This is a genomic window from Hydrogenophaga sp. FG152 (assembly GCF_057809615.1).
The window spans coordinates 15,481-40,282 of the sequence record NZ_JBMDKH010000012.1 but is presented as its reverse complement, the minus strand read 5'-3'; the positions used below and the strand labels follow the sequence as shown (position 1 = coordinate 40,282).

The window sequence follows — 24,802 nt, the reverse complement described above, 5'->3', positions numbered from 1 at the left end:
AGAATTTCCGAGGACGGTGGGCATCGGCGGGAAGCTGGAATTCAAAAGGATTTCAGGCGCTGGCGCAAGCGGGTTATCGCTTCAAAGAATCACAGGAGACAAGACATGGGCAGCAACACACGGTGGTGGGTGGCGGGCGCAGCCTGCCTGAGTTTGATGGCCTGCGGCGGCGGGTCCGACGAGACGCCGTCCGTCCCGGGGCCGGAGGTGCGGCAGATCGTCCAGGGCACGATCAAGGGCCGCAACGACGCGGCCATCAATGGCACCTATGCCTGGAAGGGCATCCCCTTCGCGCAGCCGCCGGTGGGCGCTCGGCGCTGGAAGGCGCCCGCAGCGGTGGCGGCCTGGAGCGGCACGCGCGACACCACCCAGTTCGGCGCGGCCTGCCTGCAGAACGGACGCCTCTACGGGCCAGGCGCCAACAACCGTTTCGACGCCACGATCGGCGCGACGCTGAACACGCCGGTGGGCAGCGAGGACTGCCTGTTCCTCAACGTGTGGCGGCCGGCCAGCGCCGCCACCGGGCTGCCCGTGATCGTGTTCGTGCACGGCGGCAGCAACATCACCGGCTATACCGCCGACCCGATCTACGACGGCGCGGCCCTGGCGCGCAGCGCCAACGCGGTGGTGGTCACGCTCAACTACCGCCTGGGCGTGCTGGGCTTCATGAACCTGCCACAGCTCAAGACCGGGCTCGACAGCGCGGAGGATTCGGGCAACTTCGCGCTGCTCGACATCGTGCAAGGCCTCAAGTTCGTGCAGCAGAACGCCGCCGCCTTCGGTGGCAACGCGGCCAACGTGACGCTGATGGGTCAGTCGGCGGGCGCGACCAACGTCTGGTCGCTGGTGGCCTCGCCGCTGGGGGCCGGCCTGTTCCACAAGGCGGTGCCGATCTCGGGTGGGATTTCGCTGGCGAGCAACCTGCCGCCGGGCACCATCCCCTCGCTAAACCCGGCGTCCACCTCGCTGACGCAGGCCAACACGCTGCTGGCGCGGCTGGTGATCGCCGATGGCCTGGCCGTCGACCTGCCAACGGCGCAGGCCTACATCGCCACGCAGTCGGCGCCGCAGGTGGCGGACTACCTGCGCGGCAAGACCGGCGCGGCCGTGCTCACCACCCTGTTGGCCAACGGCCTCACGGGCTCGGGCCCGATCCCGGACGGCACGGTGCTGCCGCTGGACCCGATTGCCGCGTTCGCGGCCGGCACCTACAACAAGTTGCCGGTGCTGGCCGGCACCACGGCGGAAGAGGGCAAGCTGTTCCCCAGCTTCCTCACCCTGCTGGGTGGGCCCGCCGGTTTCATCGTGACCGATGCCCAGCTGTTCGACATGCTGTTCAACTTCGCGCCGGACGGCCCCACGCTGCTCACGGAGGGCGACATCCTGAACGCCGCCTACCTGCCGTCCAACACGGCGGTGACCGGCTGGACGGCGCGCGCCGCGCAGCTCACCGCCGCCTCCTTCGGCGCTGGCCGCGACAACGTGCTCAACACGCTGCGCACGCAGCAGGCCGACATCTGGCACTACCAGTTCGACTGGGCGCAGCAACCCGCGCCATGGAACACGGTGTACGGCGCCGCGCACGCCTTCGACCTGCCGTTCGTGTTCGGCAACTTCGGCCCCTCGCTGTTCGCCAACGCCATCGGCGGCAACGCCAACCGGGCAGGGCGCCTGGCGCTGTCGGGCCACATGATGGCCAGCGTGGGGCAGTTCGCCCGCACCGGCAACCCCAACCACGCCACGCTGGGGGCCACCTGGCCCGCGTGGCCAGGTCAGGTGCGGTTCAACGCTTCGCTCACGGCGGCTCAGATCACCGCCGTGCCTTGATTCACCCCATTCGACGCAACACCATGTTGATGAAGGCCGAGGTGCCGTGTCCCGCAATGGACACCGAGGGCGTCCCCCCTGGATATCCCAGGGGCAGCCGTGCGGGGCAACCCGCTACGATGGGCGCCGATACCAACCCCCTCATCGACAGGAGACTCCCCATGCTGGGCCAGATGCAGAGCCAACCCCTTTTGATTTCCTCGCTGATCGTGCATGCCGAGCGGCATCATGCAAGTGGCGAAATCGTGTCCCGCCGTGTGGAAGGCGATATCCACCGCAGCACCTGGGGCCAGATCGCAAGCCGCTCGCGCCAGGTGGCCAACGCGCTCGACGGCCTGGGCCTGGCCCAGGGCGACCGCGTGGCCACGCTGGCCTGGAACGGTTACCGCCATCTGGAACTGTATTTCGGCGTGAGCGGCACTGGCCGCGTGCTGCACACCCTCAACCCGCGCCTGCACCCCGAGCAATTGGTCTGGATCGTCAACCACGCGGAAGACAAGGCCGTCTGTTTCGACATGACCTTCCTGCCGCTGGTCAAGGCGGTGGCCGCCAAGTGCCCGACGGTGAAACACTGGATCGCCCTGTGCGACGCCGACAAGCTGCCGGCCGACAGCGGCATTCCCGGTCTGCAGAGCTATGAGGCCTGGATGGGCAAGGAGCCCGACACCTACGCCTGGCCGAGCTTCGACGAGAACTCGGCCTCGAGCATGTGCTACACGAGCGGCACCACCGGCAACCCCAAGGCCGCGCTGTACTCGCACCGCTCCACCATCCTGCATGCGTTTGGTGCGGCGCTGCCCGACGCCATGTGCCTCTCGGCGCGCGACAGCGTGCTGCCCGTGGTGCCCATGTTCCACGTCAATGCCTGGGGCCTGCCGTACGCGGCCGCGGCCATCGGCTGCAAGCTGGTGTTCCCCGGTGCGGCGCTGGACGGCAAGTCGGTCTACGAACTCATTGAAGCCGAGAAGGTGACCATGGCCGCTGGCGTGCCCACCGTCTGGCAGATGCTGCTGAGCCACCTGCAGGCCAACCACCTGAAGTTCAGCACGCTCAAGCGCACCGTCATCGGCGGTTCGGCCTGCCCGCCGGCCATGATCAGCGCGTTCAACGACGTGTACGGCGTGGAAGTGCTGCACGCCTGGGGCATGACCGAGATGTCGCCGCTGGGCACGGTCTGCACGCTGAAGAACGCGCAGCTGGAACTCTCGCCCGCCGAGCAGCTCAAAGTCCGCCTCAAGCAGGGCCGTGCCATCTTCGGCGCCGACATGAAGATCGTCAACGAGGTCGGCGAAGAACTGCCCTGGGACGGCAAGACCTACGGCGACCTGCTGGTGCGCGGCCCCTGGATCATCGCGAGCTACTTCAAGGGCGAGGGCGGCGACCCGCTGCGCTACGACGCGCGGGGGCACGGCTGGTTCCCCACTGGCGACGTGGCCACCATCGACGCCGACGGCTTCATGCAGATCACCGACCGCAGCAAGGACGTGATCAAGTCCGGCGGCGAGTGGATCAGCTCGATCGACGTGGAAAACATCGCCATGGCGCACCCCGCCGTGGCCATGGCCGCCTGCGTCGGCATGAAGCATCCCAAGTGGGACGAGCGTCCCATCGTGGTGGTGGTGAAGAAGCCCGGCACCGATCTCACGCGCGAGGAGCTGCTGGCCTTCTACGAAGGCAAGATCGCCAAGTGGCAGATCCCGGACGACGTGGTGTTCGTCGACGCGATCCCGCTCGGCGCCACCGGGAAGATGCAGAAGATGACCCTGCGCGAGCAGCTCAAGGACTACGTGTTGCCGGGGGCGTGAACGGGGCCCGGGTGCACCATCGCGTGGCGTCTTGTCGCCTGCGCGATAGAAGCCCGGGCAATCCCCTACGCTGCACCGCACCAGAAGCCCTTACGCTGCGCCTGTTCGATTCGTCAACAAGGAGACATAGGTATGAAACTGACCGTGAAGATCGTTGCGGGCGCCGCCATGCTGGTGGCCGCCGGTGCATCGTTTGCCCAGGCGGGTGAAACCGTCAAGATGATCCGGATCGACCCCCTGACCGGCCTGCTCGGCCCGGTCGGTGTGAGCCAGATCAAGGGCTACCAGTTCTTCGCCGAGAAGTTCAGCGGCAAGGGCAACCCGGCTGGCGTGAAATTCGAAGTCACCCCGATCGACAACAAGCTGAGCCCGGCCGAAAGCCTGAACGCGCTCAAGGCCGCGATCGACCAGGGCGCGCGCTACATCATCCAGGGCAATGGCTCCTCCGTCGCGCTGGCGCTGGCCGACGCGGTCGAGAAGCACAACGCCCGCAACCCCGGCAAGGAGGTTCTGTACCTCAACGACTCCGCCGTGGACCCGGACCTGACCAACAGCAAGTGCAGCTATTGGCACTTCCGCTTCGATGCCGACACCTCGATGAAGATGGAAGCCATGGCCAGCTTCATGGCCAAGCAGCCCGACATCAAGAAGGTGTACTTCCTGAACCAGAACTACTCGCACGGCCACCAGGTCGTGAAGTTCGGCAAGGAAGCCCTCGCGCGCAAGCGCCCGGACATTCAGGTGGTGGGTGAAGACCTTCACCCCCTGGCCCAGACGCGCGACTTCGCTCCCTACATCGCCAAGATCAAGGCCTCGGGCGCCGACACCGTGATCACCGGCAACTGGGGTTCCGACCTCTCGCTGCTGGTCAAGGCCGCCAACGAAAACGGCTACACGGGCAAGTTCTTCACCTACTACGCCGGCGTCACCGGCACGCCCACCGCGCTGGGCACCAACGGCGCCGGCCGCGTCTACCAGATCGCCTACAACCACTACAACATGGGTGGGCAGATGGACAAGTGGATGAAGGAATTCAACCAGAAGTACAACGACGACTTCTACACCGGTTCCACCATCCGCATCTTCGAGTTCCTCGGCGCGGCCATGGCCAAGGCCAAGTCCACCGACCCCGTGAAGGTGGCCGCCGCCATGGAAGGCCTCACCGTCAAGAGCTTCAACGGCGAGGTGCAGATGCGCAAGAACGACCACCAGCTGCAGCAGCCGCTGTACATGTCGGTCTGGCAGAAAGCCGACGCCAAGTACCCCTACAGCCCCGAGAAGACCGGCATGACGCTGGCGCCGGTGGCGGAGTACCCGAACTACGTGTCGAGCACGCCGACGAGCTGCCAGATGAAGCGACCGGGCTGAGGAAGCACCCCCGCCGCGCTTCGCGCGACCCCCTCGAGGGGGCGACACTGGCGGCCCGGCAGAGCCGGTTCCGCGGTGTCTCTTGAGGGGGAGTCGAGCGCCGAAAGAGCCCGAGCGGGTTGCCGTTTCGGGCTCTTTCACTTTCAACGATGAGGAAGGTTTGAGGGAATGGAGTTTTTCATCATCTCGATGCTGAACGGGCTGAGCTACGGGCTCCTGCTGTTCATGCTGAGTTCGGGTCTCACGCTGATTTTCAGCATGATGGGCGTGCTCAACTTCGCGCACGCCAGTTTCTACATGCTGGGGGCCTACGTGGGTTACACGGTGGCGCAGTTCGTGGGCTTCTGGCCCGCGCTGCTGATCGCGCCCATCGTGGTGGGCCTGCTGGGCGCGGCGTTCGAACGCCAGTGCCTGCGCAAGGTGCACAAGTACGGCCACGTGCCTGAACTGCTGGTGACCTTCGGCCTGTCCTACGTCATCGTCGAGCTGGTGCAGCTCGTCTGGGGCCGCATCGCGGTCGAGTTCCGCCCGCCGGAAGAGCTTCGCGGTCCGGTCTTCACCCTGATCAACAACTCCGTCGAAGGCCTGCGCATGGTCTGGGGCGCCGCGCCGCCCGAGCTGTGCAGCGCCGCCGACGCGGCCATCCGCGTCGTCTGCTCGCCGTTCCCGGCCACGCGCGGTTTCATGATGCTGGTGGCGGTGGTGATGCTGGCCTCGGTCTGGCTGTTGCTCACCCGCACCCGCATCGGCCTGGTGATCCAGGCCGCGCTCACGCACCCTGAAGCCGTCGAATCGCTCGGCCACAACGTGCCGCGCGTGTTCATGCTGGTGTTCGGTGCGGGCTCCGCGCTGGCTGGCCTGGCCGGCGTCATCGGCGGCAGCACCTTCCTCACCGAGCCGGCCATGGCCGCCACGGTGGGCTCGGTGATCTTCGTGGTGGTGGTGGTCGGCGGCATGGGCTCGCTCTCGGGCGCCTTCGTCGCCTCCATCCTCATCGGCGTGATCCAGACCTTCGCCGTGGCCTTCGAGTACTCGCTGGCCACGCTGGCCCAGCAGATCGGCCTGCCGCTGCCCGAGGCGGTGGCCAACAACTCGTACATCAAGCTCACGCTGTCCCAGGTCGCGCCCATCCTGCCGTACCTGTTCCTGGTGCTGATCCTGATCTTCCGGCCGCGTGGCCTGCTCGGCAAGCGGGAGGGCTGAGCGATGACGACCAAGTTCTACGAATTCAAACCGCTCAACGTCGGGCGCTGGCTGACCTGGGGCCTTTTCGCGCTGCTGCTCATCGTGGCGCCGAAGATCTTCACCAGCGGCCTGGCCATGACGGTGCTCTCGCAGATGGGCATCGCCATCATCGCCTGCCTGTCCTACAACATCCTGCTGGGGCAGGGCGGCATGCTCAGCTTCGGGCATGCGGTCTACACCGGCCTGGGCTCCTTCCTGGCGATCCACGCGCTCAACAGCGTGACCGCCGGCTCGCTCCCCTTGCCGGTGTCGCTGATCCCCATCGTGGGCGGTCTGGCCGGTGTGGGCTTCGCGGTGCTGTTCGGCTACGTGACCACCCGCAAGTCGGGCACCACCTTCGCCATGATCACCCTGGGCCTGGGCGAGCTCGTGTTCGCGCTCTCGCTGATGATCCCCGAATTCTTCGGCGGCGAAGGCGGCGTCTCGGGCGACCGCATGGCCGGCAAGCCCTTCATGGGCATCACGTTCGGGCCGCAGGTGCAGGTGTACTACCTGATCGCCATTTACACCTTCATCTCGGTCGGGCTCATGTTCGCCTTCACCCGCACGCCACTGGGCCGCATGCTCAATGCCGTGCGCGACAACCCCGAACGCGTGGAGTTCGTGGGCTACGACACCCAGCGGGTGCGCTACATCGCCTTCATCATCGCGGGCTTCTTTGCCGGCATCTCGGGCGGCCTGGGCGCGCTGAACTTCGAGATCGTCACCGCGGAGGTGGTGGGTGCGGCGCGTTCGGGTGCCTACCTGCTGTTCACCTTCCTGGGGGGCGCCACCTTCTTCTTCGGGCCCATCATCGGCGGCATCCTCATGGTGCTGGCCTTCGTGCTGCTCTCGGAGTTCACCAAGGCCTGGCTGCTCTACCTGGGCCTGATCTTCCTGTTCATGGTGATCTACGCCCCCGGCGGCATCGCCAGCCTGATCATGATGAACCTGCGCGTGGCGGCCTTCGGGCGCCTGCGCGAACTCTGGGTGAGCTACCTCGCGCTGGCCGGCACCGCCCTGGTGATGCTGGTGGGTGCGGCAGCCATGATCGAGATGGTCTACCACCTGCAGCTCAACACCACGCTGGGTTCCGAACTGCGCTTCCTCGGCGTGCCGCTGGACGCCCACGGCGTCAACAGCTGGTTCGGTGCGGCCCTGGTCATGGTCACCGGCCTGGGCCTGTTCGAGCTCACGCGCCGCACGTTCCTGCGCCAGTGGGGCGAGATCCAGGAATACATCGAAAAGGAAATCAAGCGGAGGGAGGCGCTGTGAGCATGAATGCACCATCATCGACCTATGCGCTGGAACTCAAGGACCTGCGCAAGAGCTTCGGCAAGACCGAAATCATCCGGGGCGTGAACCTGGCCGTGAAGGCCGGCGAACGCGTCGGCATCATCGGCCCCAACGGCGCGGGCAAGTCCACGCTGTTCAACCTCATCAGCGGGCGCTTCGCGCCCAGCAGCGGCGAGGTGCTGCTCAACGGCCAGCGCATCGACGGCAAGAAACCGTTCGAGATCAACCGCGCCGGCCTCTCGCGCAGCTTCCAGATCACCAACATCTTTCCCAAGCTCAGCGTGTTCGAGAACCTGCGCTGCGGGGTGCTCTGGAGCCTGGGCTACAAGTACACCTTCCTCAAGTTCCTGGCCGATCTGGACGACGCCAACGAGCGCGCCGAGCAGCTCATGGAAATGATCAAGCTCGACCGCAAGCGCGACACACTGGCCATGAACCTCACCTACGCCGAACAGCGCGCGCTGGAGATCGGCATCACCATCGCTGGCGGTGCCAACGTGATCCTGCTCGACGAGCCCACCGCCGGCATGAGCAAGAGCGAAACCAGCCGCTTCATCAGCCTCATCAAGGAAGTGACCGTGGGCAAGACCCTGCTCACGGTGGAGCACGACATGGGCGTGGTGTTCGGCCTGGCCGACCGCATCGCCGTGGTCGTCTACGGCGAGGTGCTGGCCTTCGACACGCCCGCCGCCGTCCGGGCCAACCAGCGCGTGCAGGAGGCCTACCTGGGCTCGCACGTGGCAGACGCACAGGGAGCGGCGCACTGATGCTCAAGATCGAAAACCTCCACGCCTACTACGGCAAGAGCCACGTCCTGCACGGCGTGAGCTTTGACGTGCAGCCCGGCGAGATCGTCGCGCTGCTGGGCCGCAACGGCTCGGGCCGCTCCACCACCGCCAAGGCCGTCATGGGCCTGGTGGAATGCCAGGGCAGCATCCACTGGAAGGGCCAGCAGATCATGGGCAAGAAAGCCTATGAGGTGGCCCACCTGGGCCTGGGCTACGTGCCCGAGAACCGCGACATCTTCCCCACGCTCACCGTGCACCAGAACCTGATGCTGGGGCAGAAGGGCAGCGGCAAGGGCTCGCGCTGGAGCTTCGAGGACATGTACGGCATGTTCCCGCGCCTGCGCGAGCGCCAGCACACCGAAGCGGGCGTGCTCTCGGGCGGCGAGCAGCAGATGCTCACCCTGTGCCGCACCCTCATGGGCGACCCCGACCTCATCATCATCGACGAGCCCACCGAGGGCCTGGCGCCCAAGATCGTGGAGCTGGTCGGCCAGTACCTGCAGACGCTCAAGTCGCGCGGGATCTCGGTGCTGCTGATCGAGCAGAAGCTCACCATCGCCATGGCGATTTCCGACCGCGCGCTGGTCATGGGGCACGGCAGCATCGTGTTCCAGGGCACGCCGGAGAGCCTGCGCGCCGATCCTTACACCCGCAAGGAGTGGCTGGAGGTCTGATTCAGCGAGGTGCGGAGCGCGGTCGTCAGCGCATCGACATCGATGGGCTTGCCCAGCACGCCCTGCATGCCGGCTTCCCGGGCCTCTGCAAGCACATCCGCCGAATCGTCTGCCGTGAGTGCGAGCACCGGTACGCGGCCGGCGGCACCCGGTAGGGCTCTCAGCCGGCGCGTGGTGCTCATGCCATCGAGCCCGGGCATGCTCATGTCCATCAGCACGATGTCTGGCATGGCGCCACCTTGCAGCATGTCCAGCGCCTGTTGGCCGTGCTCGGCCTCCAGCACGGTCATGCCCAGGCTGGCGGTCACCGTGCGCGCGACGCTGCGGTTGAACCAAATGTCATCGACGATCAAGACGGTGTGACCCTTCAGCGAGGGCATCGGCTCCGGCATGGCGGGTGCGGCTTGGGCGGGTGCGGGTGCCGGCGAGGGGCAGGATGGCAGGTTGATCGTGAACTCGGTGAAGTGGCCGTGCTCTGATCGGCAGGCAATGGCGCCGCCCCACTCGTGAATGGTTCTGTAGCAGAAGGCCAGCCCCAGGCCCGTGCCCTCGGCCTTGCCATGGGTCTGGAATTCCTGAAAGAGGCGGCTCAACACGTCGGGCGGAATGCCTGGGCCGGTGTCACGCACCACGATGCAGGTGGTCGGCGTGGTTTTCACCGTGACGCCGATCTCCATGGTGGGACGCACAGGCAGGTAGTACAGCGCGTTCTTCAACAGGTTGAACAGCATCAGCTCGAACGTGGTGGCATCGCCTTGGAAGTGGAAGTCTTCTTCGACCCGCAGATGCACGCATTCGCGGGCTTCGGGCGAGTCGTAGGCGTACTCGTCCAAAGCCTTGCGAGCGCACTGCTCCGCGGACAAGGGCCGCAGCTCCAGTGGCGCTGGTTTGCGGTGGCTGACCTGCCGCAATGTGATGGTGATGGACTGCAGGCCGCGCTGGATGGCGGAGTGGCCCTGACGGACGAGGCGTGCTGCCTCCGAGTCGGGGGAGACCTCGGCCTCGATGCAGCGAAAGACGTGCTGGATCTGGGCCAAGGGGGTGCGCATTTCGTGGGCGACGGAGCCGGCGAGGCCGGCGTACAGGCGGCGCATGCGTTCGAGTTCTGCTCGCTTCTCCACGTACTTGGAAATGCTGCCGCAAGCAACCAAAACTCCGCACATGGGTATCCACCAGAGAATGAAATCGATGGGTAGATGAGGGGTTGATACCGTTGCCCAGAAAACCGCCACGCTAAGTGCATATCCGCTGCTCAGCACAATGATGGTGTTACGCCAATCCGTTAGCAAGACGATCAACGCCGCGCTCCATATCATGTTCACCACTGTCGGAGTCGCCGCCTTGTTGTGCAGCATGGTTAGCGGGAGCAGAAACGCAAGACAGTAAAAAATGGTGAAGTAGGAGTAGGCGAAGTAGTAGGGCTGTGCTGCGCTCGGCCATCTCCTTCGCAGCGCAAGTACTGCGCACAAGACGGTGGCCACGATTCGCCATCCAATATCGTCGTACAGCACCGGGAAGTTGCTGTTCATGCGAAGGAGGTAGAGCAGGGGGAAGGCAACCGCGCCTACGGCTCCGATCCATTCCAAGAGAGATCTGTTGGCTTCGTGGTGGCGTACGTATCGTGCGAAAAGGTCGCGCATTAGTTTCCCCATGTTTTCACCGTATGTTCCATTGATGAATGAATTGTTTAAACCTTTGGTGTTTTATTGCAAAGGTTTAATCCTAGAAAACTGGAACTATAGATTTAATTTTATGTATTCGTCAATGGAGGATCCGTACAACATCAACTGCCTGGCCCAGCACCAATACAAAGGGCTCTCCACTCTTGCCTTGCATGTGCATGACGACGTGCAGCCCAAACCGCCTCCATAGGCGTGCCATCGCTGGCGAGGCGATCGCGTAGAACTGACGCACCGGGTGTCGACGTGTCAGCTCACCCATTGCCAAGTTCAGGCAACTCGTCAGCGTCTGAAAGCTTCTTTCTCGGGGATCCACGATCAGGCGTCCTACTTCCCAGCTCCCTGGCTCTAGCAACGGGAGCGTTGCGCCAGTGAGCTGCATCAGGCGCTCACCCCCCGTCAGGCCATGGCCACTTGGTACGCATCGCAGGGTTCCGATAGCGCGGGAGCCCCGGAAGATCGCAGTCACCACACCGATTTCGTCTCTGTCGCGCTCAAATGGACTGAGCTGCAAACCCAGGTCGTCTTCTACGCCGGCAGGTGCGTATTGCCGCAATTCCGTGATCGCTACGCGCTCTTGTGGTGTTCCCAGCACGCGCGTGTTCAGCTGTAGTGACGGATTGGTATCTCCTATTGACGTGACCTGACGAAGGGCGGGCCTAGCGAGAAGGTGGGATGGCCAAGTGGGTGCTTGACGGTGGACGGGAAGTAGATGGTGGGACTGTTCGGTGTTGTGCATGAGAGCTCCTTCTTGGTTGCTATGGACGTTGAATGGATGCCGTGGAACACGCCCGTATGAGGCAAAGCGCTGCGGCGGCACCAGAATGGCTTTTGAGGTACAGGAGTGAGGGCGGAAGGAATGAGGCGGTCGTTCACAAGAATGAGTCACCGCGCATGTCCCTCTTGAGACAAACTCCCCTGTCCCAACACCCTGGGCGCCTCCTAGAATCGAACGATCGTTCTTTTTGACGAAGAGCGTCACAGTCAACGCCCTCAGGCACTGTCCGACATACAACGAAGGAGCTTTTTCATGACCGCTGAGTACCAGGTCCACGGCGATGTGGCCGTCATCACCATGAACAACCCGCCGGTCAACGGTCTGGGGCTGTCCACCCGCCAGGGCATCACCGACGGGCTGGCCAAGGCCGAGGCCGATGCGGCCGTGAAGGCCATCGTGCTGACGGGTGCCGGCAAGGCGTTTTCGGGTGGGGCGGACATCCGTGAGTTCGGTTCGCCCAAGGCGCTGGCCGAGCCGAACCTGCTGTCGGTGATCCTGGCGGTGGAAAACGCGTCCAAGCCGGTCATCGCCGCGATCCACTCCGTGGCCATGGGCGGCGGCCTGGAGCTGGCCCTGGGCTGCCATTACCGCATCGCCGCGCCCGGCACCAACGTGGCGCTGCCCGAGGTGAAACTGGGCCTGATTCCCGGTGCCGGTGGCACGCAGCGCCTGCCGCGCGCCCTGGGCGTGGAGCCCGCGCTCAACATGATCGTGAGCGGTGAGCCGGTCAAGAGCGAGATGCTGGCCCAGGTGCCCGGCCAGATGCTGTTCAACAAGTTGTCCGCCTCGCCCGAGAGCCTGGCTGAGGAGGCCCTGGCCCTGGCCCGCGAGATGGTCGCGAAGCACGCCGACGGCAGCGCGCTGCCCCGCGTGCGCGACCTGCCGTGCAAGCACCCCAAGGGCGATGCGTACTTCCAGTTCGCGCGCAACATGGTCAAGGGCATGTCCAAGAATTTCCCGGCGCCCGCCAAGTGCGTGGACGCGGTGGAAGCCGCGACCAAGAAGAAGTTCGACGACGGTATGGTCTTCGAGCGCGAGATCTTCATCAACCTGATGTGGACGCCCGAGTGCCGCGCGCTGCGCCACCTGTTCACGGCCGAACGCGCCGCGAGCAAGATCCCCGACGTGCCGGAAGACACGCCCAAGCGCGAGATCGCCTCGGTGGCCGTCATCGGCGCCGGCACCATGGGCGGTGGCATCTCCATGAACTTCCTCAACGCCGGCATCCCGGTGAAGATCCTGGAGATGAAGCAGGAGGCGCTGGACCGCGGCATCGCGACCATCCGCAAGAACTACGAAGCCCAGGTGAAGAAGGGCAAGCTCAAGCAGGACAAGTACGAGCAGCGCATGGCGTTGCTGAGCACCACGCTGAGCTACGACGACATCGGCTCGGCCGACCTCGTGATCGAGGCCGTGTTCGAAGAGATCGGCGTGAAGGAAAAGGTCTTCAAGGAACTCGACCGCGTGATGAAGCCGGGCGCGATCCTGGCGTCCAACACCTCCACGCTGGACGTGAACCAGATCGCCAACTTCACCCAGCGCCCGCAGGACGTGGTGGGCCTGCACTTCTTCAGCCCGGCCAACGTGATGAAACTGCTGGAAGTGGTGCGCGGCGAGAAGACCGCCAAGGACGTGATGGCCACCGTGATGGCCGTGGCCAAGAAGATCAAGAAGACGGCCGTGGTCTCCGGCGTGTGCGACGGCTTCATCGGCAACCGCATGATCGAGCAGTACGGCCGCCAGGGCGGCTTCCTGCTGGACGAGGGCTGCACGCCCGAGCAGGTGGACAAGGCGATCGAGAAGTTCGGTTTCGCGATGGGCCCGTTCCGCATGGGCGACCTGGCCGGCAACGACATCGGCTGGGCGATCCGCAAGCGCCGCTACCAGGAAAAGCCGGACATGAAGTACAGCAAGACGGCCGACCTGCTGTGCGAGAAGGGCCGTTTCGGCCAGAAGACCGGCGCCGGCTGGTACGACTACGTGCCGGGCAAGCGCGACGCGATCCCGAACGCCGAGGTGGTGAAGATGATCGAGGACCATCGCAAGTCGCTCGGCATCACGCCGCGCAAGATTTCCGACGAGGAAATCGTGCAGCGCCTGGTGTATTCGCTGGTGAACGAGGCCGCGCACATCCTGGAAGAGGGCATCGCCAACAAGGCCAGCGACATCGACGTGGTCTACATCTTCGGCTACGGCTTCCCGATCCACCGCGGCGGTCCGATGATCTACGCGGACACCGTGGGCCTGTTCAACGTGGTGCAGAGCATGAAGCGCTTTGCGAAGAACCCGCTGGACGACGCGAAATTCTGGGAGCCAGCGCCGCTGCTGGCCCGACTGGTCGCCGAAGGCAAGACCTTCAACTGACCCCCAGCCCGCTCACGACCGAATCAGGAGAATTTTCATCATGACCAACGCCGTCATCGTTTCCACCGCCCGCACCCCCCTGGCCAAGAGCTGGAAGGGCGCTTTCAACATGACCCATGGCGCCACGCTCGGCGGCCACGCGGTGCAGCACGCCGTGCAGCGCGCCGGCATCGAAGCCGCTGAAGTGGACGACGTCATCATGGGCTGCGCCAACCCCGAAGGCGCCACCGGCGCCAATATCGCGCGCCAGATCGCGCTGCGCGCCGGCCTGCCCATCACCACCTCGGGCGTCACCGTCAACCGTTTCTGCTCGTCCGGCCTGCAGACCATCGCCATGGCCGCGCAGCGCATCATCGCCAACGAAGGCGATGTGTACGTGGCCGGCGGCGTGGAGAGCATTTCCTGCGTGCAGCAGGAGATGAACACCCACATGCTGGCCGATCCCTGGCTGGTGAAGAACAAGCCCGAGATCTACTGGAACATGCTGCAGACCGCCGAGCAGGTGGCCAAGCGCTACAACATCTCGCGCGACGCCATGGACGAGTACGGTGCCGCCAGCCAGCAACGGGCCACGGCCGCGCTGGAAGCGGGCCTTTTCAAGACCGAGATCGCCCCCATCACCGTGACCGCCGGCGTGGCCGACAAGGTCATGGGCCTGATCACCAAGCAGGTGACGGTGGAGAACGACGAGGGCATCCGCGCCGGCACCACGAAAGAGGGCATCAGCGGCATCCGCCCGGCGATCCCGGGTGGCCTGGTCTCCGCCGGCAACGCCAGCCAGTTCAGCGATGGTGGCGGCGCCTGCGTGGTCATGAACGAGACCCTGGCCGAGAAGCGTGGCCTGAAACCCCTGGGCCGTTTCCTCGGCTTCGCGGTGGCCGGCTGCGAGCCCGATGAAATGGGCATCGGCCCGGTGTTCGCCATCCCCAAGGTGCTCGCGCGCCTGGGCCTGAAGATGAACGACATCGACCTGTGGGAGCTCAACGAAGCGTTTGCGGTGCAGGTGATCTACTGCCGCGACAAGCTGGGCATTCCGGGCGATCGCCTCAACGTCAACGGCGGCGCGATCGCCGTGGGCCACCCCTATGGCGTGTCGGGCCAGCGCCTGACCGGCCATGCCCTGATCGAAGGCAAACGCCGTGGCGCCAAGCGCGTCTGCGTGACGATGTGCATCGGCGGTGGCATGGGCGCGGCCGGGGTGTTTGAAGTGTTGTGACGCCGCGCGCTGCGCGGTCGCACAACACCCCCCGCGCCGCTTCGCGTCACCCCCCGGAGGGGGGCAATGTCTGTGGACCGGCGAAGCCGGTTCCACGGCATTCTGGATAAGCTTCCCCTCGCGCGGGAGGATTGTCTTTTTTTGAAGGAAGAGGGTTCCATGTCGCTGCGCCCCACCGTCGATTTCCTGCTCTACGACTGGCTCGACGCACCCGCGCTGAGCGGGCGCGAGCGCTTCGCCGACCACAGCCGCGAGACCTTTGACGCCGTGCTCGACACCTGCGAGCGCATCGCGCGCGAGAAGTACGCGCCGTTCAACCGCGTGGTGGACACGCAGGAGCCGCACTTCGACGGCGAGAAGGTGATCCTGCCGCAGGCCACGCACGATGCGCAGAAGGCCTATGCGGAGAGCGGCATGCTCAGCGCCGCGCAGGATTACGAGGTGGGGGGCATGCAGTTGCCCTACACGGTGGAGGCGGCCGCCAACGCCTTCTTCGCCATGGCCTCGGTGAGCATCGGCAGCGGCATGTTGACCACCGGCAACGCCAACCTGCTCATGGCGCACGGCACCGAGGCGCAGAAGACCGTGTTCGCGCTCAACGAGTTCTCGGGGCGGTTCTCGGGCACCATGTGCCTCTCCGAACCTCAGGCCGGCTCGTCGCTGAGCGACGTGATGACCCGCGCCGTGCCCGACGGCGCCGGTTTCGAGAGCGACCCGCTCGGGCCGCGCTACCGCCTCAAAGGCAACAAGATGTGGATCTCGGCCGGCGAGCACGAGCTGACCGAGAACATCGTCCACCTGGTGCTGGCCAAGATTCCCGATGAGAGCGGCAAGCTGGTGCCCGGCACGCGCGGCATCTCGCTCTTCATCGTGCCCAAGAAACTGGTGAACACCGCCGGGGAACTGACGGGCGAACGCAACGACGTGGCGCTCGCTGGCCTGAACCACAAGTGCGGCTGGCGCGGCACCACCAACACGCTGCTGAACTTCGGCGAGGGCAAGTACCCGGTGCAGGGCGAAGCCGGCGCGGTGGGTTACCTGGTGGGGCAGGCGGGCAAGGGCCTGCACTGCATGTTCCACATGATGAACGAGGCCCGCATCGGCGTGGGCATGGCCGCCACCATGCTGGGCATGGCGGGTTACCACGCCAGCCTGGACTACGCGAAGAACCGTCCCCAGGGCCGCCCCATGGGCCCGGCCGGCAAGGACCCGGCGCAGCCGCCGGTGCGCATCATCGAACACGCGGACGTCAAGCGCATGCTGCTGGCGCAGAAGGCGTATTGCGAAGGCGCGCTCGCGCTGGAGCTGTACTGCGCGCGCCTGGTGGACGAGCAGCACACGGGCGACGCCGCCACGGCAGACGATGCGCGCCTGCTGCTGGAGGTGCTCACGCCCATCGCCAAGAGCTGGCCCAGCGAGTGGTGCCTGGAGGCCAACAGCCTGGCGATCCAGATCCACGGCGGCTACGGTTACACGCGCGATTTCCCGGTGGAGCAGTACTGGCGCGACAACCGCCTGAACATGATCCACGAGGGCACGCACGGCATCCAGGCCATGGACCTGCTGGGCCGCAAGGTGCTGATGGAAGGTGGCAAGGGCCTGAGCCTGCTGGCCGCCCGCATCAACGACACCATCCAGCGCGCCATCCACATCCCCGAACTGGCCGCCCATGCCAATGCGCTGGGCCAGGCGCTCGCGCAGGTGGGTGCCGCCACCAAGGCCGCCTGGGCCACCGGCGAACCCACCGATGCGCTGGCCAACGCCGTGCCCTACCTGCAGGCCTTCGGCCACACGGTGCTGGCCTGGGTCTGGCTGGACGTGGCGCTGGCCGCGCACACCGCACCGGACTCGAACGCCCGCACCGGCCGCCTGGCGGCGATGCGTTTCTTCTTCCACTACGAGCTGCCCAAGATCGGCGCGTGGCTGCAGGTGGTGAGCCAGCGCGACCAGACCTGCGCGGCCCTGCCCGAGGAGGCCTTCTGATGCTGCACCACATCGTCATGTGGAAGATCAAGGCCACGCCCGACGGCAGCAGCCACGAGGCCAACATCGCCAAGGCCAAGGCCTTGCTCGATGCCTGTGCCCAGCTGGTGCCAGGCATCGTGCGCTTCGACGTGGCCATTGCCGGGACCGACCTGGAATGCACCTACGATCTGGTGCTCAACAGCAGCTTCACCGGCCGCGACGCGCTCGCCGCGTACCAGAACCATCCCTCGCACACCGCCCTCAAGCCCTTCATGCGGCTGGTCGTTCAAGACCGCCAGTGCATGGACTACGAGACCTGATTCTTCACAGACACCACAGGAGACCCCATGACCCGAACCATTCCCCAACTCTTCGACCTCAAGGGCAGGACCGCCCTGATCACCGGTGGCTCGCGCGGCCTGGGCCTGCAGATGGCCCACGCCCTGGGTGAGGCCGGCGCGCGCGTGCTGGTGAGTTCGCGCAAGGCCGAAGACCTGGAGAGCGCCACCGCCGAACTGCAGGCCGCCGGCATCGACGCGCGCTGGATCGCGGCCGACTGCTCGAAGGAAGAAGACATCCACCGCCTGGCCGACGAAAGCCTGCAGCGCCTGGGCGACATCGACATCCTGGTGAACAACGCGGGCGCCGCCTGGGGCGCACCGGCCGAAGACCACCCGGTGGAGGCCTGGGACAAGGTGATGAACCTCAACGTGCGCAGCTACTTCATCCTGAGCCAGGTGATCGCCCGGCGCAGCATGATCGCGCGCAAGTCGGGCCGCATCATCAACACCGCGTCCATCGCCGGCCTGGGCGGCAACCCATCGGGCATGAACACCATCGCCTACAACACCTCCAAGGGCGCGGTGATCAACTTCACCCGCGCGCTGGCCGCCGAGTGGGGCAAGTACGGCATCACCGTCAACGCGATCTGCCCGGGCTTCTTCCCGAGCAAGATGACCGTGGGCACGCTCAAGACCATGGGCGAGGAAAAACTCGCCTCGCACGCGCCGCTGCGCCGCCTGGGCGACGACGAAGACCTCAAGGGGCTGACCGTGCTCTACGCCTCCGACGCCGGCAAGCACATCACCGGCCAATGGCTGGCGGTGGACGGCGGTGTCAGCGTGATCACCGGAGGCTGATTCGTCCATGGATTTTTCCGTCCGCATTCCCTTCGTCGAACTCCTGGGTTTCGAGCTGCACCGGTTCGAAGGCGGGGAGGCGGAACTGCGCTTCGACCCCGGGCCCGACCACATGAACTCGTTCGACGTGGTGCACGGCGGCGCCAGCATGACGCTGCTCGACGTGGTCATGGCCCACGCCGCGCGCTCCACCGAGCCCGACATGGGCGCGGTCACCATCGAGATGAAGACCAGCTTCATGCGTGCCGCCAAGGGGCCGCTGCGGGCCACGGGCCGCACGCTGCACCGCACCGCCACGATGGTCTTCACCGAAGGCCACATCTTCGACGCCGCCGACAAACTCTGCGCCCACGCCACCGGCACCTTCAAGCTCATGCCGCGCCTGGCCACGGGCGCCAGCAGCGCACAGCCCCTCAACCGCATCAAGACCGACTGAAACATGAAAGCCCCCCTGCGTCGCTTTGCGCCTTCCCCCCGTCGGGGGGACGAGACCTGCGGCCTGGCGGAGCCAGTTCCGCGGTCTCTCTGGACGCCGCCTCGCATGTCCACACGCGCTCAGCGCGCCACCTTGTAACTTTATTGACCCGGAGAAACACCATGCCCGCCAACCAGCAGATCCTTCTCGACAACCGCCCACAAGGCGAAGCCACCGTGGCCAACTTCAAGCTGGTCACCGCCCAGACGCCCGCGCTGGCCGACGGCCAGGTGCTGGTGCGCCACCACTTCCTGAGCCTGGACCCCTACATGCGCGGCCGCATGAACGACAGCAAGAGCTACGCCGCGTCGCAGCCGCTGGGCGAGGTGATGATCGGTGGCACCGTCGGCGAGGTCGCCGAATCGAAGCACCCCAAGTTCCAGCCCGGCGACAAGGTCGTGGGCATGGGCGGCTGGCAGGAATACAGCGTGGTGGACGCCGGCCAGCCCGGCGCGCTGCGCAAGGTGGACACCACCCACGTGCCGCTCTCGCACTACCTGGGCGCGGTCGGCATGCCCGGCGTGACCGCCTGGTACGGCCTGGTGAAGATCATCAACCCCAAGGCGGGTGACACCGTGGTGGTCAGCGCCGCCACGGGCGCGGTGGGCAGCGCCTTCGGTGCCTTGGCCAAGGCGCGCGGCTGCCGCGCGGTGGGCATCGCCGGCGGCCCGGACAAATGCAAGTACGCGGTGGAGGAGCTGGGCTTTGATGCCTGCATCGACTACAAGCTGCACAAGGATGCGCACTCGCTGTCCAAGGCCATCAAGGAGGCCTGCCCGAACGGCATCGACGGCTACTTCGAGAACGTGGGCGGCATGGTGCTCGACGCGGTGCTGCTGCGCATGAACGCCTTCGGCCGCATCGCCGTGTGCGGCATGATCGCCGGCTACGACGGCCAGCCGCTGCCGCTGGCCAACCCCGCGCTGATCCTGGTGAACCGCCTCAAGGTCGAGGGCTTCATCGTCAGCGAGCACATGGAAGTCTGGCCCGAGGCCCTGACCGAGCTGGGCACGCTGGTGGGCACCGGCAAGCTGCGCCCGCGCGAAACCGTGGCGCAGGGCCTGGCCGCCGCGCCCGAGGCCTTCATGGGCCTGCTCAAGGGCAAGAACTTCGGCAAGCAGCTCGTCAAGCTGGTCTGAGCAGCCGGGGTCGCGCGTGGACACGCCGGGCCAGCAGCAAGGTGAAGAGTTCCGCCAGGACCTGCGGGCACCCGGCGCGCGCAACGCGCAGGCGCGCCGCCTGCTCAGCACGGCCGAGCTGGCACCGCTGACCCAACTGTCCACGGCGCGCTCCCTGCTGGCGATCGCGCAGACCCTGGGCTGGATCGCCGCGGCCGTGGCGCTGGCGCTGCTCACCTGGCCCAGCCCATGGCTGCTGCTGAGCGTGCTGGTGCTCGGTGTGGCGCAGCACGCCGTCTTCATCCTGATCCACGAGGCCGCCCACTACCGCCTGTTCGCCGCGCGCGGGGCCAACGACGGGCTGGGCCGGCTGATGGGCATGGCCGTGGGCCTGTCGATGTGCACCTACCGCGTCACGCACCGGCTGCACCACAACCACCTCTACACCGAGGAAGACCCGGACACCGCCATCCACGGTGGCTACCCGCGCGGCCGCCTGTACCTGTTGCGCAAGCTCGGTGAAGACCTGCTGGGCCTCAACGCCTGGAAGACCTACGCCTACTTCTTCGGTGCGCCCGCCATCAACGAAGACACGCGGCGCGAGATCCGCCCGCTGGACGACACCTCGCCCGCCTTGCGCGCCGCCGCGCGGCAGGACCGCTGGCTGGTGCTGGCCTTTCAGCTGGCCGCGCCGCTGACGGCCTTCGCCTGGGGTGGTGCACAAGGCCTGCTGATGTACGCGGTGCTGTGGCTGCTGCCCCTGGTCACGGTGCTGCAGCCCATCCTGCGCCTGCGCGCCATCTGCGAGCACGGCGCGGTGACCGACCTGTCCTCGCCGCTGACCGCGGCGCGCTGCAACCGCACCAGCGGCTCGCTGGCCAACTGGCTGGGCCGCGCGCTGCTGTTCCCGCACCATGTGAACTTCCACCTGGAACACCACCTGTACCCGGCCGTGCCGCACTACCACCTGCCGCGCCTGCACCGGCTGCTGCGCGACAAGGGCGCGCTGGACGCCGCCGAGGTGCGCGACCTGAGCGACACCTGGACCCGGATCTTTGCCCCGAGGAGACCCCGAGATGCCCGCCACGCATGACGTTTTCAACCAGCCCGAGCCGCTGGTGGATGTGAACCTGTTCGCCGGGAACCGGCCGATGCAGGCGGCGTTGAAATTCAACGCGCCCGCCCTGGACACCGCGCCGCTGCAGGCGCTGGGCGCCACGGTGGGCGGTGGCGAGATGCAGACGCACGCGCGCCTGGCCAACGTGCACACGCCGCAGCTCAAGACGCACAGCCGCTTCGGCCACCGCATCGACCAGGTGGAGTTCCACCCGAGCTACCACGCGCTGATGACGGCCGCGGTGGGCGCGGGCCTGCACGGCACCGCGTTCTCGGCCGAGCAGCAGGCCACCGGCCACGCCCACCAGTTGCGCGCCGCCGGCTTCATGCTCTTCACCGAGCTGGAGCCGTCCATCCTGTGCCCCATCTCCATGAGCTACGCGGTGGCGCCCGCGCTCAAGGACAACCCGGCCATCTACCAGGACTGGGCGCCCGGCCTCACCAGCCGCGCCTACGACCCGGCGCTCAAGGTCTGGCGCGACAAGCCCGGCCTGACCATGGGCATGGGCATGACGGAGAAGCAGGGTGGTTCCGACGTGCGCGCGAACACCACGCGCGCCGAGCCCGCCGGCAGCGACGCCTGGGGCCAGCGCTTCAGCGTCACCGGCCACAAGTGGTTCTTCTCGGCGCCGATGTGCGACGCCTTCCTGATCCTGGCGCAGACCGCCAGCGGGCTCTCGTGCCTGTTTCTGCCGCGCGTGCTGCCCGACGGCACGCTCAACCAGCTGTTCATTCAGCGCCTCAAGGACAAGCTGGGCAACAAGGCCAACGCGAGCTCCGAGGTGGAGTTCGTGGGCGCCAGCGCCTGGCTGGTGGGCGAGGAGGGTCGCGGCGTGCCGCAGATCCTGGCCATGGGCACCATGACGCGGCTCGACTGCGCGCTGGGCACCAGCGGCCTGATGCGCCAGGCGCTGTCCATCGCGCTGAACCACACCACGCAGCGCAAGGCCTTCGGCAAGGCGCTGATCGACCAGTCGCTGATGAAGAACGTGCTGGCCGACCTGGCGCTGGAGTCCGAGTCGGCCACCGCGCTGGCCCTGCGCCTGGCGCGCAGCTTCGACCGGGCGGCCGACCCGCACGAGCAGGTGATGACGCGCCTGCTCACCCCGGTGGCCAAGTTCTGGATCTGCAAGCGCGGCAGCCACTTCGCGCAGGAAGCCATGGAATGCCTGGGCGGCAACGGCTATGTGGAGGAGGGCGGTGAAGGCATCATGGCGCGCATCTACCGCGAAATGCCGCTCAACTCCATCTGGGAGGGTGCGGGCAACATCATGGCTTTGGACCTGCTGCGCGCCTTGCGCAAGGCCGATGCCGCCGCCGCGCTGGCGCACGAACTCGCACCCGCGCGCGGCATGCACCCCGCGCTGGATCACCTGGCCGATCGCCTGCCGGCGCGCGTGGAAGAGATGGCCATCGAAATGGAAGCCCGCCGCCTGGCGCAGGACGTGGCCCTGGCCGTGCAGGCCGCGCTGCTGGCGCAGACCGCGCCTGCGGCGGTGTTCGGCGCCTTCTGCGAGTCGCGCCTGGCCGGGCAGTGGGGTTACAGCTTCGGATCGCTGGGCGCGGGCACCGATTTCGATGCCATCATTGCCCGAGCCATGCCGCGCTGAACATCCCCACAAGGCCCCCGATATGTCCGACCTCATCCTTCACCACTACGCCACGTCGCCGTTTTCCGAAAAGGCGCGCCTGATGCTGGGCCACAAGGGCCTCGCCTGGCAGAGCGTGAACATCCCGCGCATCATGCCCAAGCCCGACGTGGTCGCGCTCACCGGCGGCTACCGCCGCACGCCCATCCTGCAGGTCGGTGCCGACATCTACTGCGACACCGCGCTGATCTGCGACGTGCTGGAACACCGCAAGCCCCAGCCCGCGCTCTACCACGAGCACCACAAGGGCGTGGCGCGCGTGCTGGCGCAATGGGCCGACACCACGCTGTTCTGGGCCGCCATGGCCTACAGCCTCAGCCCGAAGGGCGCGGCCGCGCTGTTCGCCGGCCAGCCGCCCGAAGCGGCCCAGGCCTTCGCGGCCGACCGTGGCGCCATGCGCGGCGGCATGACCAGCCTGCGCCCGGGCGACGCCACCGCCGCCTACCGCAGCTACCTGCGCCGCCTCTCCACCATGGTCGAGGAACAGCCCTTCCTGCTGGGCGACGCGCCCTGCGTGGCCGACTTCGCCGCCTACCACCCGCTGTGGTTCAGCCGCGTGGTCAACCCCGCGATGGCCGGCATCCTGGACGCCACGCCCCACGTGATCGAGTGGCTGGACCGCATGGCCGCCATCGGCCACGGCACGTCTCACAAGATGACGTCCACCGAGGCGATCGCCATCGCGGCCGCCGCCGAGCCCGCGCCGCTGACCGACGACATCTTCCAGGACGAACACGGCATTGCCCTGGGCAGCCGCGTGACCGTGACCGCCGAGTCCTTCGGCCCCGAGCCCACCGAAGGCATCCTGCGCGCGGCCACGCGCACTCGCTACACGCTGGAACGCACCGACGAGCGCGCCGGGCGCCTGCACGTGCACTTCCCGCGCATCGGCTATGTGTTGAGGGAAGTGCGCGCTTGAGCTCCCCGACCCCGAACCTGACCTGGCGCTGCCTGCCTTTTGATGCCCTGCATGCCCGCAACCTGTATGCCCTGCTGCAACTGCGCACCGAGGTGTTCGTGATGGAGCAGAACTGCGTGTTCCAGGACATGGACGGCGCCGACGCCCGGTGTTTCCACCTGCTCGGCGAACGCACCGACGGCACGCTGGCGGCCTACGCCCGCCTGGTGCCGGCCGGCCTGAAATTCACCGAGGCCAGCATCGGCCGCGTGGTCACGCTGCCGGCGGCGCGCGGCGGCGGCCTGGGCCATGTGCTGATGCGCGAAGCGGTGCAGGCCTTGCACGGCCTCTGGGGCGTGCAGCCCATCCGCATCGGCGCGCAGGCGCGGCTGGAGGGTTTCTACCGCCAGCATGGCTTCGAACCGGCCAGCGAGATCTACATCGAAGACGGCATCGACCACATCGAAATGGTTCGGGCTGCCTGAGTTCTTTCACATACAGGAGACATCCATGATTCAGGACTTCAAGGGCAAGACGGCGGTGCTCACCGGCGCCGGTTCGGGCTTCGGCCTCGAATGCGCGCGCATCGGCGCGAAGCTGGGCATGAACCTGGTGCTGGTGGACGTGCAGCAGGACGCGCTGGACAAGGCCACGGCCGAGATCGAGGCCACCGGCGTGCAGGTGCTCTCGCGCAAGGTCGACGTCTCCAGCCAGGAACAGATGGAAGCCCTGGCCAAGGCGGTCGAACAGCGTTTCGGCGCGCCGCACTTCGTCTTCAACAACGCCGGGGTGGGCTCGGCCGGCCTGGTGTGGGAAAACTCGGTGCGCGACTGGGAATGGGTGCTCGGCGTCAACCTCTGGGGCGTGATCCACGGCGTGCGCCTGTTCACCCCCATGATGCTGGCCGCCGCGAAGAAGGACCCGAACTGGCGCGGCCACATCGTCAACACTGCCAGCATGGCCGGCCTGCTCACGCCGCCCAACATGGGCATCTACAACGTGAGCAAACACGCCGTGGTGAGCCTGACCGAGACGCTCTACCAGGACCTGAAGCTGGTGAGCGACCAGCTCAGCACCAGCGTGCTGTGCCCGTACTTCGTGCCCACCGGCATCAACCAGAGCCACCGCAACCGCCCGGCCGAGATGGCCGACGAAAAAGCCACGCAAAGCCAGCTGATCGGCCAGGCCATGACCGACAAGGCCGTGGGTTCGGGCAAGGTCTCGGCCGCCGAGGTGGCCCAGCTGGTGTTCGACGCCATCAGCGCCGATCGCTTCTACATCTTCAGCCACCCGCGCGCGCTGGGCAATGTGCGCGCGCGCATGGAAGGCATCGTCAACCAGACCAATCCGGCCGACCCGTTCCTCGAACGGCCCGAGATCGGTGCGGGTTTGCGCGCGGCGCTGCGCGCCGTGTGAGGCCGCG

The 24,802-nt window shown here is 66.6% G+C and carries 20 protein-coding genes; 19 read left to right on the top strand and 1 reads right to left on the bottom strand.

The features are described 5' to 3' along the window. Positions 1 to 105: 105 nt before the first annotated feature. The 7 genes from ACODTB_RS15275 (at position 106) to ACODTB_RS15245 (ending at position 8,982) form a co-directional block, all read left to right on the top strand. Positions 106 to 1,827 carry a carboxylesterase/lipase family protein gene (locus ACODTB_RS15275; RefSeq protein WP_291119396.1) on the top strand — a complete coding sequence of 574 codons (1,722 nt, stop codon included), beginning with the start codon at positions 106 to 108 and terminating at the stop codon, positions 1,825 to 1,827. A 161-nt stretch (positions 1,828 to 1,988) separates the two neighbouring features. Then, entirely contained in the window at positions 1,989 to 3,632 is a 1,644-nt protein-coding gene (locus ACODTB_RS15270; RefSeq protein WP_291119399.1) for a 3-(methylthio)propionyl-CoA ligase, read from the top strand. A 132-nt stretch (positions 3,633 to 3,764) separates the two neighbouring features. Then, on the top strand, positions 3,765 to 5,000 hold the full coding sequence (locus ACODTB_RS15265; protein ID WP_291119402.1) for a branched-chain amino acid ABC transporter substrate-binding protein: 1,236 nt from the start codon (positions 3,765 to 3,767) through the stop codon (positions 4,998 to 5,000). Positions 5,001 to 5,168: 168 nt separating this feature from the next. Further along, a complete protein-coding gene (locus tag ACODTB_RS15260; RefSeq protein WP_291119405.1) occupies positions 5,169 to 6,203 on the top strand; it encodes a branched-chain amino acid ABC transporter permease in 1,035 nt (344 codons plus the stop codon). A gap of 3 nt (positions 6,204 to 6,206) precedes the next feature. Then, complete coding sequence (locus tag ACODTB_RS15255; protein ID WP_291119408.1) at positions 6,207 to 7,499, top strand: branched-chain amino acid ABC transporter permease; 1,293 nt, start codon at positions 6,207 to 6,209, stop codon at positions 7,497 to 7,499. Between the two features lie 2 nt (positions 7,500 to 7,501). Further along, positions 7,502 to 8,287, top strand: a complete 786-nt coding sequence (locus ACODTB_RS15250; RefSeq protein ID WP_291119412.1) for an ABC transporter ATP-binding protein — start codon at positions 7,502 to 7,504, stop codon at positions 8,285 to 8,287. After that, a complete protein-coding gene (locus tag ACODTB_RS15245; protein WP_291119415.1) occupies positions 8,287 to 8,982 on the top strand; it encodes an ABC transporter ATP-binding protein in 696 nt (231 codons plus the stop codon). The genes ACODTB_RS15250 and ACODTB_RS15245 overlap by 1 nt, the downstream gene beginning before the upstream one ends. Here the strand turns inward: ACODTB_RS15245 and ACODTB_RS15240 are convergent. Then, positions 8,952 to 10,511 carry a hybrid sensor histidine kinase/response regulator gene (locus tag ACODTB_RS15240; protein WP_291119418.1) on the bottom strand — a complete coding sequence of 520 codons (1,560 nt, stop codon included), beginning with the start codon at positions 10,509 to 10,511 and terminating at the stop codon, positions 8,952 to 8,954. The two genes, ACODTB_RS15245 and ACODTB_RS15240, sit on opposite strands and share 31 nt — an antisense overlap. Positions 10,512 to 11,691: 1,180 nt before the next feature. Between ACODTB_RS15240 and ACODTB_RS15235 the strand changes: the two genes are divergently transcribed. From ACODTB_RS15235 to ACODTB_RS15180, 12 genes are all read left to right on the top strand, one after another. Continuing rightward, complete coding sequence (locus ACODTB_RS15235) at positions 11,692 to 13,803, top strand: 3-hydroxyacyl-CoA dehydrogenase NAD-binding domain-containing protein (RefSeq protein ID WP_488929456.1); 2,112 nt, start codon at positions 11,692 to 11,694, stop codon at positions 13,801 to 13,803. Positions 13,804 to 13,843: 40 nt separating this feature from the next. After that, entirely contained in the window at positions 13,844 to 15,019 is a 1,176-nt protein-coding gene (locus tag ACODTB_RS15230) for an acetyl-CoA C-acyltransferase (protein WP_488929455.1), read from the top strand. Between the two features lie 159 nt (positions 15,020 to 15,178). Beyond that, on the top strand, positions 15,179 to 17,002 hold the full coding sequence (locus ACODTB_RS15225; protein ID WP_291119427.1) for an acyl-CoA dehydrogenase: 1,824 nt from the start codon (positions 15,179 to 15,181) through the stop codon (positions 17,000 to 17,002). Further along, entirely contained in the window at positions 17,002 to 17,304 is a 303-nt protein-coding gene (locus tag ACODTB_RS15220) for a Dabb family protein (protein ID WP_291119429.1), read from the top strand. Before ACODTB_RS15225 ends, ACODTB_RS15220 begins: the two co-directional genes overlap by 1 nt. A 27-nt stretch (positions 17,305 to 17,331) precedes the next feature. After that, positions 17,332 to 18,123 (top strand): SDR family oxidoreductase, encoded by a 792-nt coding sequence (locus ACODTB_RS15215; RefSeq protein WP_291119432.1) that lies wholly within the window; start codon positions 17,332 to 17,334, stop codon positions 18,121 to 18,123. A 7-nt stretch (positions 18,124 to 18,130) separates the two neighbouring features. After that, on the top strand, positions 18,131 to 18,559 hold the full coding sequence (locus ACODTB_RS15210; protein WP_291119435.1) for a PaaI family thioesterase: 429 nt from the start codon (positions 18,131 to 18,133) through the stop codon (positions 18,557 to 18,559). Positions 18,560 to 18,720: 161 nt separating this feature from the next. Further along, a complete protein-coding gene (locus tag ACODTB_RS15205) occupies positions 18,721 to 19,737 on the top strand; it encodes an NADP-dependent oxidoreductase (protein WP_291119438.1) in 1,017 nt (338 codons plus the stop codon). Between the two features lie 16 nt (positions 19,738 to 19,753). Continuing rightward, a complete protein-coding gene (locus ACODTB_RS15200; protein WP_291119441.1) occupies positions 19,754 to 20,809 on the top strand; it encodes a fatty acid desaturase family protein in 1,056 nt (351 codons plus the stop codon). Further along, positions 20,793 to 22,442: an isovaleryl-CoA dehydrogenase gene (locus tag ACODTB_RS15195; RefSeq protein WP_291119444.1), complete on the top strand. Its 1,650-nt coding sequence runs from the start codon at positions 20,793 to 20,795 to the stop codon at positions 22,440 to 22,442. Before ACODTB_RS15200 ends, ACODTB_RS15195 begins: the two co-directional genes overlap by 17 nt. A gap of 22 nt (positions 22,443 to 22,464) precedes the next feature. After that, positions 22,465 to 23,400 carry a glutathione S-transferase family protein gene (locus ACODTB_RS15190; protein WP_291119446.1) on the top strand — a complete coding sequence of 312 codons (936 nt, stop codon included), beginning with the start codon at positions 22,465 to 22,467 and terminating at the stop codon, positions 23,398 to 23,400. Beyond that, positions 23,397 to 23,864, top strand: a complete 468-nt coding sequence (locus tag ACODTB_RS15185; RefSeq protein ID WP_291119449.1) for a GNAT family N-acetyltransferase — start codon at positions 23,397 to 23,399, stop codon at positions 23,862 to 23,864. Before ACODTB_RS15190 ends, ACODTB_RS15185 begins: the two co-directional genes overlap by 4 nt. A 25-nt stretch (positions 23,865 to 23,889) precedes the next feature. After that, on the top strand, positions 23,890 to 24,795 hold the full coding sequence (locus ACODTB_RS15180; protein ID WP_291119452.1) for an SDR family oxidoreductase: 906 nt from the start codon (positions 23,890 to 23,892) through the stop codon (positions 24,793 to 24,795). The last annotated feature ends 7 nt before the right edge of the window (positions 24,796 to 24,802 follow it).